This window comes from Tersicoccus sp. Bi-70, from assembly GCF_001968825.1.
In the GTDB taxonomy this organism is placed as follows: Bacteria; Actinomycetota; Actinomycetes; order Actinomycetales; family Micrococcaceae; genus Tersicoccus.
In genome coordinates this window covers 366,676-380,272 of record NZ_MIEU01000011.1, presented here as the reverse complement: position 1 = coordinate 380,272, position 13,597 = coordinate 366,676, and the positions used below count along the sequence as shown (strand labels likewise).

Annotated in this window: 10 protein-coding genes and 1 tRNA gene; 8 read left to right on the top strand and 3 right to left on the bottom strand. The window is 72.7% G+C overall.

Annotation, left to right across the window (positions count from 1 at the left end):
- Positions 1-106: 106 nt before the first annotated feature.
- The gene (locus BGP79_RS08335) at positions 107-1,432 is read left to right on the top strand and encodes an MFS transporter (protein ID WP_076694470.1); all 1,326 of its coding nucleotides are present in this window, start codon (positions 107-109) and stop codon (positions 1,430-1,432) included.
- A gap of 63 nt (positions 1,433-1,495) precedes the next feature.
- Here the strand turns inward: BGP79_RS08335 and dcd are convergent, their stop codons facing one another.
- On the bottom strand, positions 1,496-2,077 hold the full coding sequence (gene dcd / locus BGP79_RS08330) for a dCTP deaminase (RefSeq protein WP_076694805.1): 582 nt from the start codon (positions 2,075-2,077) through the stop codon (positions 1,496-1,498).
- A gap of 194 nt (positions 2,078-2,271) precedes the next feature.
- Here dcd and BGP79_RS08325 point away from each other — a divergent pair, with 194 nt between their 5' ends.
- The 7 genes from BGP79_RS08325 (at position 2,272) to BGP79_RS08295 (ending at position 9,257) form a co-directional block, all read left to right on the top strand.
- A complete protein-coding gene (locus tag BGP79_RS08325; protein ID WP_083701703.1) occupies positions 2,272-3,666 on the top strand; it encodes a CAP domain-containing protein in 1,395 nt (464 codons plus the stop codon).
- Between the two features lie 250 nt (positions 3,667-3,916).
- Positions 3,917-3,987 (top strand) — tRNA-Gly (locus BGP79_RS08320).
- A 180-nt stretch (positions 3,988-4,167) separates the two neighbouring features.
- Positions 4,168-5,343 (top strand): M4 family metallopeptidase, encoded by a 1,176-nt coding sequence (locus BGP79_RS08315; protein ID WP_233121281.1) that lies wholly within the window; start codon positions 4,168-4,170, stop codon positions 5,341-5,343.
- Between the two features lie 85 nt (positions 5,344-5,428).
- On the top strand, positions 5,429-5,707 hold the full coding sequence (locus BGP79_RS08310) for a protealysin inhibitor emfourin (protein WP_076694468.1): 279 nt from the start codon (positions 5,429-5,431) through the stop codon (positions 5,705-5,707).
- On the top strand, positions 5,704-6,627 hold the full coding sequence (locus tag BGP79_RS08305) for an AEC family transporter (RefSeq protein WP_076694467.1): 924 nt from the start codon (positions 5,704-5,706) through the stop codon (positions 6,625-6,627). The genes BGP79_RS08310 and BGP79_RS08305 overlap by 4 nt, the downstream gene beginning before the upstream one ends.
- Before the next feature lie 40 nt (positions 6,628-6,667).
- Entirely contained in the window at positions 6,668-8,248 is a 1,581-nt protein-coding gene (locus BGP79_RS08300) for a helicase HerA-like domain-containing protein (protein ID WP_076694465.1), read from the top strand.
- A 1-nt stretch (position 8,249) separates the two neighbouring features.
- Positions 8,250-9,257, top strand: a complete 1,008-nt coding sequence (locus tag BGP79_RS08295) for a hypothetical protein (protein ID WP_076694463.1) — start codon at positions 8,250-8,252, stop codon at positions 9,255-9,257.
- A 19-nt stretch (positions 9,258-9,276) separates the two neighbouring features.
- On the opposite strand, the gene BGP79_RS08290 is transcribed toward BGP79_RS08295, so the two are convergent.
- Together BGP79_RS08290 and BGP79_RS08285 are read right to left on the bottom strand one after the other, a co-directional pair.
- The gene (locus BGP79_RS08290; RefSeq protein ID WP_076694462.1) at positions 9,277-11,211 is read right to left on the bottom strand and encodes an NHL domain-containing thioredoxin family protein; all 1,935 of its coding nucleotides are present in this window, start codon (positions 11,209-11,211) and stop codon (positions 9,277-9,279) included.
- Positions 11,208-13,502: a cytochrome c oxidase assembly protein gene (locus BGP79_RS08285; protein ID WP_083701701.1), complete on the bottom strand. Its 2,295-nt coding sequence runs from the start codon at positions 13,500-13,502 to the stop codon at positions 11,208-11,210. The genes BGP79_RS08290 and BGP79_RS08285 overlap by 4 nt, the downstream gene beginning before the upstream one ends.
- Between the last annotated feature and the right edge of the window lie 95 nt (positions 13,503-13,597).

The window sequence follows — 13,597 nt, the reverse complement described above, 5'->3', positions numbered from 1 at the left end:
GACCGGTCACAGCGGGGCGCGAGACGAGATCGGACGCTGCGACGACCGTTTCACCCTATCAAGCGCGCCACCCGGCCTGACGCACCCGGCGGGCTATCCTGCAGCCATGCGTACACCTGGCGGTCCCGCACGAGGGGGAGTCGGACGGACCGATCGACGCCAGGTGCTGGCGTGGGCGTGGTGGGACTGGGGCGACTCCGCGATCAACGCCGTGATGACGACCTTCGTCTTCACCGTCTACCTGACGTCGTCCTCGTTCGGCGACCCCGACCATGCCTCCTCGGTGCTCGGTTGGGCGCTCGGGGCGTCCGGGCTCGCCGTCGCCGCGCTCGCGCCGGTCACCGGGCAGCGCGCGGATCTCTCCGGCCGGCGTCGTTTCTGGCTCGGCGTGCACACCGGCATCGTCGTCCTCACGACCGCCGCCTGCTTCCTCGTCCGGCCCGCCCCCGAGTTCCTCCTGCTCGGGGCGACGCTGATCGCCGTCGCGAACGTCTTCAACGAGTTCGCGGGCGTGAACTACAACGCGATGCTGCCGCAGATCTCCACCCCGGCCACGATCGGCCGGATCTCGGGCCTGGGCTGGTCGATGGGGTACCTCGGCGGGATCCTCGCTCTCGCGATCGTGCTGTTCGGCTTCGTGCAGCCGAACCTGCTGCACCTCCCGACCGACGACGCCCTGAACATCCGCACCGTCGCCCTGTTCTCCGCCGTCTGGTTCGCCGCCTTCGCCATCCCGGTGCTCACGCGCGTCCCGGAGATCCGGCCGGACGTCGCGGGCGAGAAGGTCGGGTTCCTCGCCTCCTACCGGGTGCTGGTGCGCCGGGTGATCGCCCTCTACCAGCGCAGCCCGCACACCGTCTACTTCCTGGCCGCCAGCGCCGTGTTCCGGGACGGACTGGCCGCGATCTTCACCTTCGGCGGCGTGATCGCGGCCGGCACCTTCGGCTTCACCCTGTCCCAGGTGATCGTGTTCGCGATCGCCGGCAACGTGGTCGCCGCCGCCGGCGCGGCCGCCGGCGGCGTGCTGGACGACCGGCTCGGCCCGCGCCGCGTCATCGTGCTGTCCCTGATCGGACTGCTCGCCTCGGGCACTGCGATGCTGTTCATGACGAGCCAGGCGGGGTTCTGGGTGTGCGGGCTCGTCCTCTGCCTGTTCGTCGGGCCGGCCCAGGCCTCGGCCCGCTCGTTCCTCGGCCGGCTCGCTCCCGCGGGGCAGGAGGGCGAGCTGTACGGGCTCTACGCCACGACCGGTCGCGCGGTCAGCTTCCTCGCGCCCACCCTGTTCGCCCTGGCCGTGACCCTGTTCGGGGCGCAGCGCTGGGGCATCCTCGGCATCCTCGTGGTGCTGCTGGCCGGCCTGCTGGTGCTGCTGCCCGTCCGCCCGCCCGAGCACGCGCCGCAGCCGGACCCGATCGACGTCGGGCGGAGCTGACCGGGGCGACCCGGGTCGCGACGCCGCGCGTCAGCGCCAGCCCGCGGTCCGGAACCTCCCGCGTCAGCGGGGAAGCGGCGTGCGGTGGAAGTTCAGGTGCGAACGGGATGCCGTCGGGCCGCGCTGGCCCTGGTACCGGTTGCCGTAGGGCCCACTGCCGTACGGGTGCTCGGCGGGCGAGGTGAGCTGGAAGAAGCACAGCTGACCGATCTTCGAGCCCGGCCACAGCTTGATCGGCAGGGTCGCGACGTTGGAGAGCTCGAGCGTGACGTGCCCCGAGAAACCGGGGTCGATGAAGCCGGCGGTGGAGTGGGTCAGCAGGCCGAGCCGGCCGAGGGAGGACTTGCCCTCGAGCCGTGCGGCGATGTCGTCCGGCAGGCTCACCACCTCGTACGTGGACCCGAGCACGAACTCGCCCGGGTGCAGGATGAACGGCTCCTCCGGATCCACCTCCACCAGCCGGGTCAGTTCGCTCTGATCCTCGGCGGGGTCGATGTGGGCGTACTTGTGGTTGTCGAACAGGCGGAAGAACCGGTCGATCCGCACGTCCACGCTGGAGGGCTGGATCATCCCGTCCTCGAGCGGATCCAGCACGATGCGGGCGTCGTCGAGCTGGCGGCGGATGTCGCGGTCGGAGAGCAGCACGCCGTCCAACATAACCGACGGGTGATGATTCCGGCTTACCGATCACGGGAAGGTGTCGATAACACAGTCAGCGACCCTGCTGGTGGCGCCACGCCGTGACACGGATTACCGTTCCGTAACGACGCAACGGCGTGGTCTCGAGCCGCCACCAGAGGGTGACTGCGTTGCCCCGATCCGCCTGCACGAGGAACACCATGCCCAGACGACTTCTGGCCTGCCTGCTGGCCTGCCTCTTCTCCATCACCACCGTCACCGCACTGGCCCCGGCCGCGACGGCGGCGCCGGTCACCGCTCCGGCGACCGTCCGCGACATCGTCCACGACTCCAACCTCACCCAGGTCCGCGCGCTGCTCTCCGGGATCAACACCTACCGCGCGCAGAAGGGCCTGAAGCCGGTCAAGTACAGCCCGACCGTCTCGGTGATGAGCCAGGAGTGGTCCGACAGCATCGCGGCGCGCGAGGTGATCGAGCACCGGGCCAGCTTCTGGACCGATCCGCGCGTCGGGGGCCCGTTCCTGACCGACGCCATGCGCGAGGTCATCGCCGTCGACTGGAGCCGGAACGCGGCCAACCTGATCGCCTGGTGGAAGACCTCCCCCGCGCACAACGCCGCCCTGCTCAAGCCCGACGTCAACGTCATCGGGATCGGCGTGACCTTCACCAACGGCAACTGGCAGACCACCCCCAGGCGCTACACCATGTGGGGCGTCGTCAACCTCTTCGGCTACCGGACCGTGCCGGCCAACGCCACGAGGACGGTCGTCTCCACCCCGAGCGGCCCCGCACCGACGGCCGCCCCCGCGGGCATCTGCCCCTCCGGCGTCGCCGGCCGCGCCACCACGACGCCGCCTCCCGCCGCCTGGATCCGCAGCACGGCCGACGTCCTGGCCGTCGACACGGCGGGCACCCTGTGGGACTACCCCGCCACCGGGGCGGGCTCCCTCGCCTCCCGGCGCTCCCTGATGACCGGCTTCGGCGGCGCCCAGGACGCCTTCGCGGCGGACTGGAACCAGGACGGCGTCGTCGACGTCGTCACGATCTGGCGCTCCGGGCTGCTCACGCTCAACCGCGGGCTGGCCACCGGAGGGTTCGGCGGCGCGGTGCAGATCGGCGGCGGCTGGGCGGGCATGACCGCCACCATCGGCCACTGGTGCACCGGCGAGCGTTTCCCCGGCATCGTGGCCCACCGACCCGACGGGAAGCTTCTCTACTACCGCAACACCGTCGGCGCGGGCGCGAGCGCCGGCGTCACGATCGGCGCCGGCTGGCAGGGACTGAGGTTCAACATGGCCGACGTCGACGGCAACGGCACGGCAGACCTGGCCGTGCGCCGTTCCGACGGCTCGATGCTGCTCTACCGCTCCGACGGACGCGGCCGGTTCCTCTCCGAGGCGCGCCGCACCATCGGCTCGGGCTGGGGCCCGGTCGTGAGCACCCGGACCCTCTACGGTTACGCCGGGGCGGGCACCAAGGGCCTCGTCGCGAAGTGGTCCGACGGCCGGCTGAGCTACTACCCCATCGCCGGCGGCGGGCTGCGCTCCGGCACCGCCGAGGGACGGGGCTGGAGCTCGTACGTGCTGGTCAAGTGACACCGGGCGCCTGAGTCGGCCGTCCGTCCCGGCCGTCCGTCCCGGTCGCCGACTCGGGACGCCCACTCTGCCCCGGCCCACCCGCTGATCCGCACGGCACCCCTGATCCGCTCGGCCGTGCGACGGTCTCGGGTGGTCCGGACGGCAGGGCGCGGAAGCAGTGGGGGGCGGTGCGGCTGACCTGCCGAGGTGCGCTAGGCTGTCCGATGACGTCGCGCCGCACGATCACCGCGCGGAGGCGGGCGTCCACGCGGCTGTAGCTCAATGGTAGAGCGCGCGCTTCCCAAGCCTGATACGCGGGTTCGATTCCCGTCAGCCGCTCCGCACACGACGCATCACGGCGCCGGCTCCGTCATCACCGACGGGACCGGCGCCGTTCGCGTTCCCGACACCGTCACGTCGCCGTCGTGCCGTGTCTCCCGCTCATCCCGTCCCACCCTGCCCGGCCGAACTGTCGGAGGCCCTCACTAGGCTGGCGGAACACGCGACGGGAGGCACGACATGCCACAGAAGATGAACCCCGCAGAGAGCAACCCCGCATCCGAGCGCGGGTCCGGATCCGATCGTTCCCACCAGACCCGCCACGACGGGCACGGCCCGCTGCCGGTGTGCTCGATCGTGCCGCCCTACCTGCTGCGCCGGCTCGCCCGGCTGCAGGACCCGCCGATGCTGGACGCCGCCGGCGCCGCCCGGCACGCCCTGGACCATCTCGAACGGATCCACGCTCAGCGGCGCGGGCTGCGCGGCTCCGTCACCCCGCCCCTGACCCGGACCACGCTGACGCGGACCATCAGCGACGCGGAGCACGGCGAGACCCTGCCCGGCACCACCGTCCGCGCCGAGGGCCAGGACCCCGTGGCGGACCGAGCGGTCGACGAGGCGTACGACGGCCTCGGCCACACCGCGGACTTCTACGCGCAGGCGTACGGGCGTCGCTCCCTCGACGGCGACGATCTCCCCCTGGATGCGACGGTCCACTTCGGTCAGCAGTACGACAACGCCTTCTGGAACGGCGAGCGGATGGTCTTCGGCGACGGGGACGGCGACGTGTTCGTCTCCTTCACCTCCGCCCTGACCGTCATCGCCCACGAGCTGACCCACGGCGTCACCCAGTACAGTGCGAACCTCGTCTACCAGGGGCAGTCCGGCGCCCTGAACGAGTCGGTCTCCGACGTGTTCGGGGTCCTGGCCGAGCAGTGGGTGCGGGGTCAGGACGCGGCGAGTGCGGACTGGCTCGTGGGCGCCGGCATCTTCGGTCCGTCGATCCACGGCACCGCCCTGCGCTCGCTCGCGGCACCGGGCACGGCGTTCGACGACCCGGCCCTGGGCAAGGACCCGCAGCCGGCCCACATGGACGGGTACGTCGAGACCACCGAGGACAGCGGCGGGGTGCATCTGAACTCCGGTATCCCCAACCACGCCTTCTACCTCGTCGCGACCGCGCTCGGCGGCAACGCGTGGGAGCGGGCGGGCCGCATCTGGTACGACACCCTGACGTCGGACCGGCTGCCGGCGAGCGCCGACTTCGCCCGCTTCGCTCAGGAGACGCTCGACGTCGCGGCGGAGCGCTACGGTGCCGACGGTGCCGAGGTCCGCGCCGTCACCGACGCCTGGGCGGGCGTGGGCGTGACCCCGGCCAAGACGGCGCGCGCCGCGGAGGGAACCGCCCTCGAGTGACGTCCCCGGCCGCGTGAGTCCCGCGGCCACCTCCGGATTCCCGTCGGTGCCGTCCACGCGTCAGAATGGGACGCGGGAGGCAGCCATGGAGATCACGATCACGCGCACCGGCGGATTCGCCGGCCTGCGCCGGCAGTGGGTGGTGGCCGTCGACGACCAGACGGCCACGCAGCTGGTCGGTCAGATGGCGGACGGCAGCGTCGCCGCCCGCGCCGCCACCGCTCCTGCCGTCCGGGACGGCTTCAGCTACGTCTTCGCCGCGGAGGGCCACCGCATCACCATCGCCGAATCGCGGCTGGACGGACCCTGGCGGGATCTGCTGGACCGGGCGCGGAACGACACCGGAATGCCCCCTCCCGCGTGAGCGGGGTCCTCGCCGGGTTCTCGATCGTCTGGGTCGTCATCGGGATCGGCTACCTGATCGGCCGCTCCGGGGTGCTCGGGCCCAACGCCCAGCAGGTGCTCAGCCGCACCGTGTTCTTCGTCGGTACGCCCGCCCTCATGCTCGTCACCTTCGGCCGCACCGACCTGCACCGGGTGTTCTCCGTCCAGCTGCTGGTCGCCGCCGCCAGCGCCGGCATCGTCCTCTCCCTGTACCTGCTGTGGTCGCGGCTCGTGCTGCGGCGGCCGTGGCCGGTCGCGATCATGACCGGCGCCACCGGCTCCGTCGTCAATGCCGCGAACCTCGGCATCCCGATCGCGGTGTACGTCCTCGGGGACGCCGCGGTGGCCGCCCCGATCATCGTGTTCCAGATGACGCTGCTCACCCCGCTCGTCACCGCATCCCTCGACGTCGCCACGGCCCGGCACGGGACCAGCGCCCTGCGCCGCATCGGACAGGTCGCCGCGAACCCGGTGCTGATCGCCTCCGTGGTCGGCATCGCGCTCTCCGTCACCGGTGTCCACCTCCCCGACCTCGTGATGGAACCGTTCCGGCTGATCAGCGGCATCGCGGTGCCCGGGATGCTGCTCGCGTTCGGGATCGGGCTGCACGGCTCCCGCCCCCTGCGGGACCGGTCCCAGTGGGCGGACGTGGCATCCGCGACGACGTCGAAGGTCGTCGTCCAGCCGCTGGTCGCCCTCGCCCTCGGTGCCCTGGTCCTCGGCCTGTCGGGTCCCGCCCTGTTCGCCGTCGTCGTGATGGCGGCGCTGCCGACCGCGCAGAACGCCTACGTCGTCGCCGCGCGCTACGGCACGGCCGTCAGCCAGACGAAGGACACCGTGCTCGTGACCACCGTGCTCTCGGTGCCCGTGCTCATCCTGATCGCGGCGCTACTGGCCTGAGCTGGGCGGATCCGACCCCCGCTGGGCTAGCCTTGGGCGCATGACCGAGAAGACCTCCACGGACCAGGTCCACGCCATCGCCGAGGGGTACACCTTCAGCGGCCCCGCCATCGCGCTCGGCGCCGCCCTCGTCGACGGGCAGGTCCACGCGGACGCGCCCGTCCGGCTGCCCCTGGCCATGATGAACCGGCACGGCCTCGTCGCCGGCGCCACCGGCACGGGCAAGACGAAGACCCTGCAGCTGATGGCCGAGCAGCTCTCCGCCGCGGGCGTTCCCGTGTTCCTCGCAGACATCAAGGGCGACCTGAGCGGGCTGTCCGCCCCGGGGACGCCGAACGAGAAGATCACCGCCCGCGCGTCCGACGTCGGCATGGACTGGTCGCCGGCGTCGTTCCCGGTCGAGTACTACGCGCTCGGCGGTGACGGCACCGGCGTGCCGCTGCGCGCCCGGGTCTCCAGCTTCGGCCCCATCCTGCTCTCCCGGATCATGGACCTGAACGAGACGCAGGAGTCCAGCCTCCAGCTGATCTTCCACTGGGCCGACCAGCAGGGCCTCGAGCTGTACGACCTCAAGGACCTGCGCGCCGTCATCACCCACCTGACCTCGCCCGAGGGCAAGCAGTCCCTCGCCGAGCTGGGCGGCCTGTCCAAGGCGACCGCGGGCGTCATCCTGCGCGAGCTGGTGGGCCTGGAGGCCGACGGGATGGAGAAGTTCTTCGGAGAGCCCGAGTTCGACAGCAAGGACGTGCTGCGCACGGCGTCGGACGGCCGCGGCGTCATCTCGTGCCTCGAGCTGCCCACCGTGCAGACGAAGCCGGCCCTGTTCTCCACGTTCCTCATGTGGCTGCTGGCCGACCTGTTCACCGACCTGCCCGAGGTGGGCGACGTGGACAAGCCGAAGTTGGTGTTCTTCTTCGACGAGGCGCACCTGCTGTTCAAGGACGCCTCCCCCGCGTTCCTCGACTCGATCCTCACGACCGTGCGGCTGATCCGCTCGAAGGGCGTGGGCATCTTCTTCGTCACGCAGACTCCGAAGGACGTCCCCGGCGACGTCCTCGGCCAGCTCGCCAACCGGGTGCAGCACGCCCTGCGCGCGTTCACACCCGACGACGCGAAGGCCCTCAAGGCCACCGTCGCGACCTTCCCGGTCAGCCCGTACGACCTCTCCTCGGTCCTGACGTCCGCCGGTACCGGCGAGGCCGTCATCACCGTGATGAACGAGCGCGGCGCCCCGACCCCGGTCGCCTGGACCCGGATGATCGCGCCCCGGTCCCTGATGGGCCCCGCCCCGGCGGACGCCATGCAGGCGGCCGTCGCCGCGTCCCCGGGCCAGGCGACCTACGGCACGCCCGTCGACTCGCCGTCGGCGTACGAGAAGCTGAACGCGCGCAGCGCGGCCCCGGCCAGCACCGGCGGCGGTGACGCCGAGGCGCAGCGGATCGAGGACCAGATCACCCGCGAGCCGGAACGCCGTGAGCCCGAGCGCCGGGAACCGGAACGGGCACGCAGCGCGCCCCGCGCCGCGGACAACCCGCTGCTCGACGTCGCGGCGTCCATCGCGGGCCAGGTCGGTCGCGAGTTCGTGCGCGGGCTGTTCGGCACGCGCCGCCGCCGTCGCTGACGTGGGGCGGGCGATCGACACCGACCACCGTCTCCGGCGCGCGACCCTGCTCTGGGCGCTCGCCCTGCTCGCCGTGCTCGCGATCGCCGGCGTCGTCGTCACGACGGTGAATGCGCGTGGCTACGGACCCGAGCATGCGGTGCGGGCCTACCTGGACGCCCTGCACGACGGGGACGGGTCCCGTGCGCTCGGCCTGCTCGGGGCGACGGTGCCGGCCGGGGACCCGACGCTGCTCACGGGTGAGCCGCTGAAGCGCTCGGTCGCGAAGCTGAAGGACGTGGACCTGACGGTCTCGGACCGGAACGGCGAGGACGCGACCGTGACGGCGCACTACACCCTGGACGGAAGGGCCGGCACCACGGTGTTCCCCGTGCACCGGGCCGGCGTCACCTGGCTGTTCTTCGACCGGTGGGAGCTGGCCGGCACGAGCCTGCCGCACACCACCGTGACCTTTCCCGGCCAGGACCGTGCCCGGGTGAACGGGGCCACGGTGGCGGCGCCGAAGGGCAGGGCCACCGTGCTCAGCTTCGCACCGGCGACGGTCACAGCGGGGTGGTCGGACAAGCTCGTGCAGGCGCCGGAACACAGCACCACCGTGTCAGGGCTGGGCGATGCGCGGGCCGTGGCCCTCGCGGCGCAGCCGACGCCGGCCGTGGTCAGCTCGGTCGACGACCAGGTGCACCGGATGCTGGACGCGTGCGCGAGCCAACAGGTGCTCGCCCCCGCCGGCTGCCCGTTCTACCACTTCTCCGACAACCTGATCACGGGTCCGGTCTCGTGGAGGATCACGCGGTACCCGCAGCCGGCCCTCGCGTACCGCGACGGTGCGTGGACGGTCCAGCCGCTCTCCGGGCAGGCCGCGCTGTCCACGAAGGAGACGGACCTCTACACCGGCGTGGAGCGGCAGCTGCACACCACGTCGGACTTCAGCTTCACGGCAACGATCGAGGTGGACGGGGACACCGTGACGGTGCACCCGCGGGTCACCGGGCCGGACGCCACCGGCTGAGACACCCGTCGCCAGCCGGTCAGGCGTTGATGCCGCGCAGGTCCAGGACGAGCTCGGTCTCCCCGTCGGTGCCCACCGTGACCGGGATGCCCCAGTCCTGCTGGTACAGGTGGCAGGCCGCGTGGTCGGGGATCGGGCCGTCCTTCTCGCCGTCGCAGGACGCGGCCCGGGCGGTCAGGTGCAGCACACCCTCGGTCACCTCCGGGTTGAGCCGCAGCGTGCGGGTCAGGCCGGTCGAGGAGCCCGCGCCGTCGAGCAGCAGCTCCGCCGGGGTCGCCGAGACCTTCAGCTGGGTGGGATCGCCCCAGCGGTCGTCCAGCTTCTGCCCGGTCGGGGCGCTGAACCGGATCGCGACGTCGAACGCGCCGGCGGCCACGGGCGTGCGCGGACGCTGCGTCTGCGCGGCCCCCTCGTCGACCTGCAGGGCCGTCGCCGGCACCGGCAGGCGGACCAGCTGGTGCGCGTTCGTCTCGACGACGAGCAGCAGCGGCGTGGTGCCGGTGGTGTCCAGCAGCACGTCGGAGGGCTCGGCGAGTTCCCGCGCCAGGGTGCTGACCTGACCGGTGGCCGGCTCGTAGCGCCGGATGGCGCCGTTGTACGTGTCCGCGATCGTCACCGAGCCGTCCGGCAGCACGGTCACCCCGAGGGGGTGCTGCAGCCGGGCCTGCGCGGCGTCGCCGTCGCGGAAGCCGAAGTCGAACAGGCCGGCGCCGACCGCGGTCTCGACCGTGACGCCGCCGTCCTCGGTGGGGACCAGGCGCCGCAGGGACGAGGTCTCGGAGTCCGCCGCCCAGATCGACCCGTCCGTGCCGGTGGCCAGGCCGGAGGTCTGGGCGAACCAGGCGTCCGGGCCCGCACCGTCGAGCAGCCCCTCGTTGCCGTTGCCGGCGAGCATGCGCAGGGAGGGCGCGGCAGGGTCGAAGGCGAAGATCTGGTGCGTGCCGGCCATGGCGACGACGACCGTCTGCAGCTCCGGGGACCACACGACGTCCCACGGTGAGGAGATGGCGACGGTCACCGGGTCCGCGCCGGCCAGCCGCTCGGGCTCGCGGGCGGCGTCGGCCGGGTCCTGGATCAGCCGCTGCACGCCGTTGCCGGCGACGGTCGTCACGGTTCCGTCGGCCAGGTTCAGGCCGCGCAGCCGGTGGTTGACGGTGTCGGCGACGACGACGTCGTACCCGACGCGGGCGGCCACGTCGGCGGGCAGCAGGGCCACGCCCTGCGGCTCGCTGAACCGCGCCGCACCGGCGTCGCCGTCGCTGTCGCCGCGCTGCCCGTCGCCCCAGGCCCGCACGACGGTGCTGAGGTCGGCGTCGAGCTCGACGATCCGGTGGTGCCCGGTGTCGCTGACCAGGTAGTGACCCTGCCCGCGCTCACCGAGCGGCAGCACCTTGCCCGGGAAGCGGAGGGCGGACTCGGAGGCGGGCGGCGGGACGTACGGGCCCTGCCCGCGGTGCAGCGTGCCCTTCGCGTCGTGCTCCTCGACGAGTTCGGTGATGAGAGAGGCGAGACCGTGGCCGTGCCCCTCCCCCGTCAGGTGGGCGACGATGTAGCCCTCGGGGTCGATGACGACGAGCGTCGGCCATGCCCGCGCCGCGTACGCGGACCACGTGGTCAGCTCGGGGTCGTCGAGGACGGGCCGGTGGATCTCGTACCGGTCGACGGCGGCGGCGAGGGCGTCCGGGTCCGCCTCGTGCTCGAACTTCGGGGAGTGCACGCCGACCGTGACGAGGACGTCGCCGTACTTCTCCTCGAGCGGACGCAGCTCGTCGAGCACGTGCAGGCAGTTGATGCAGCAGAACGTCCAGAAGTCGAGGACCACGATCTTGCCCCGCAGCGACGCGAGCGTGACGTCGGTCCCGCCGGTGTTCAGCCAGCCGCGGCCGACCAGCTCGGAGGCGCGCACCCGGTAGTCGGTGCGCAGACTGGCGGTACTCGTCGTGGAGCTGGTCACGAGGTCTCCTTCGCGGGGTCGTCCGGGTCCGTGCCGGAGGCCGGGCGCGTCGCGGTGGACGCGCGGCCGGCCGCCGGGGTGGACGGCCCTCCGGTCGGTCGGATGGTCGGGGAGTCGCCGGGCCGGCCGGGCTGCGCGGGAGCGCCGCCCTCCGCCAGCCGGGCGAACATGTCGTTGTAAGCGGACAGTTCCGCCTCGTTATTCCGGTCCGCGGCCCGGTCGCGGCGCCGTGACTCGCGGGTGTCGGCGCGGGACCACATGACGGCCACGCCGATCGCGACGACCAGCGTCGGGATCTCGCCGATGCCCCACGCGAAGGCGCCACCGAGCTGCTGGTCCGCGATCGGCGAGAGCCCCCAGGGGCGGCCCAGGTTGCCGAAGTAATCGGGTTCGAGCAGCGTCGTCGAGCTCATCAGCGTGACCCCGAAGAACGCGTGGAACGCCATCGTCGCGAGCAGCAGCACGAGCCGAAGCGGGTACACGGGCCGGCGGGGCAGCGGGTCGATGCCGATCAGCACGAGCACGAACAGGTAGCCGGTGAGCAGGAAGTGCAGGTTCATCAGCTCGTGACCGACGTGCTCGGTCAGGGCGAAGCCGAACAGCGGGGTGTAGTAGAAGACGAGCAGGGACCCGCCGAAGAGCACCGCCGCGACCACCGGGTGGGTGATCAGCGCCGAGTACCGGGAGTGCACGACGCGCAGGATCCACTCGCGCGGCCCCCGGGTGCCGTCGGTGCGGGGCCGCAGCGCCCGCAGCGCGAGGGTGATCGGGGCGCCGACGACGAGGAAGAGCGGGACGACCATGGTCAACGCCATGTGGTCGACCATGTGGATGCTGAACATCACCCGCCCGTACACGGCCAGGCCGCCCGAGGTGACGTACACGAGGGCGAGGCAGCCCACCAGCCAGCTGATGGTGCGCAGCACGGGTACGGCGTCGCCGCGGCGGTGCAGCACCCACACGCCGCGCAGATACCCGACGGCGGCCAGGAGGGCGACGGCGATCCACAGCCAGTCCCAGCGCCACTCGGTCAGCATCCGCCCCGGCGTGAGCTCCGGCGGCAGGTCGTACCCGGAGAGGAGGTAGGCGGGCGAGGCGTCCGGGGTGAGGTCCTCGGGCACCGGGGTGGGGGAACGGGACAGGGCGGTGCCGAGGCCCATGGTCGCGGCCATGACGACGATCTCGCCGACCACGAGCTGACTCATCACCCGGCGGGCCCCGAGCCGGCCGGAGTCGAACCGCGGGATCACCCACCGGCGGTGCGCGAAGCCGAAGACGCCGAGCACGACGGTCGCGACCGTCTTGGCGACCACGAGCAGGCCGTAGGGCGAGCCGAGCGCACCCCAGTCGCCGAGCCGGATGGCGGCGTTGACGACGCCGGAGGCGAACACGAGGACGTAGGCGACCCCGGCGAGAGCGGAGAACCGCCGGAGTGTGACGCCGGTCAGCGCCCCGAGGGCGGGTGCCGCGACGGCGAGGGCGCCGATGCCGCCCACCCACAGGCTGATCCCGACGAGGTGCAGGCCGAGCGAGCTGGTGGCGCCCTCGTGGTCGCCGGCCGAGGCGGCGTGACCGATCAGGGAGAGCGGGATGGTCGCGCCGAGCGCGAGCAGCGTGGTCAGGGCGAGCCCGGTGATGTTGCGGACCCCGAGGGCGAGCGTGCTGACGAGGGCGGCGATGACGGTGATCGTCAGCCAGGCCTGCCCGGTGCCGAGCGTCGTGACGAAGTAGGCCAGCTGGGCGGTGAAGGCGGGCGCGGCGGAAAGCCGGCTGCCCGAGACGTCCGAGTAGGTCAGGACGGTGACGACGATCGCGGCGAGCGTCCAGACGACACCGCCCGCGGCCGCGGCGGTCATCAGCCGGCGGAAGGCGGGGTGCTCGGCGTCCCGGTCCGGCACGGCGCGGGAGCGGGGCCGGCGCCGGTCGGCGAAGGCGGGGACGAGGGTCGCGGCGAAGAGCAGGCAGCCGATCACGACGGCCATGCTGAGGTAGGTGGTCATCTGCGCAACGGGCAGACCCCAGCGGACCACGGCACCGGGGTCCGAGAGGGCCCGGGGCGCGGCGGCGCCGGTCAGCTGCAGGCCGGCGACGACGCCGATGACGGCGGCCACGGCGGCGGGCGCGAGCCAGAAAGCCGCGTTCGGGGGCAGCGCGGGCGTCCGCTCCGCGTCACGGGCCGCGGGTGCCCTGCCGGACGCGCGGCCCGACCCCTGTCGTTGTTGCGTGCTCACCACGCCTCCATTGTCCGTCACCGGGACCGTCGGCCGGAAAACGGGCGACGCACGCCACATCCGGCGTCATCCGGGCCCGGACACGGAGCGAGACGGGGCCGACCGTCATCGGTCGTCCCCGCCTCGTCGTCCTGCCGCGGCGGTGCGCCGCGGCC

Excerpts from the sequence above, each read along its gene's own strand:
- BGP79_RS08335 (WP_076694470.1), top strand. The coding sequence starts at position 107 with ATGCGTACACCTGGCGGTCCCGCACGAGGGGGAGTCGGACGGACCGAT.
- BGP79_RS08325 (WP_083701703.1), top strand. The coding sequence starts at position 2,272 with ATGCCCAGACGACTTCTGGCCTGCCTGCTGGCCTGCCTCTTCTCCATC.
- BGP79_RS08315 (WP_233121281.1), top strand. The coding sequence starts at position 4,168 with ATGCCACAGAAGATGAACCCCGCAGAGAGCAACCCCGCATCCGAGCGC.
- BGP79_RS08310 (WP_076694468.1), top strand. The coding sequence starts at position 5,429 with ATGGAGATCACGATCACGCGCACCGGCGGATTCGCCGGCCTGCGCCGG.
- BGP79_RS08300 (WP_076694465.1), top strand. The coding sequence starts at position 6,668 with ATGACCGAGAAGACCTCCACGGACCAGGTCCACGCCATCGCCGAGGGG.
- BGP79_RS08285 (WP_083701701.1), bottom strand. The coding sequence starts at position 13,502 with ATGTGGCGTGCGTCGCCCGTTTTCCGGCCGACGGTCCCGGTGACGGAC.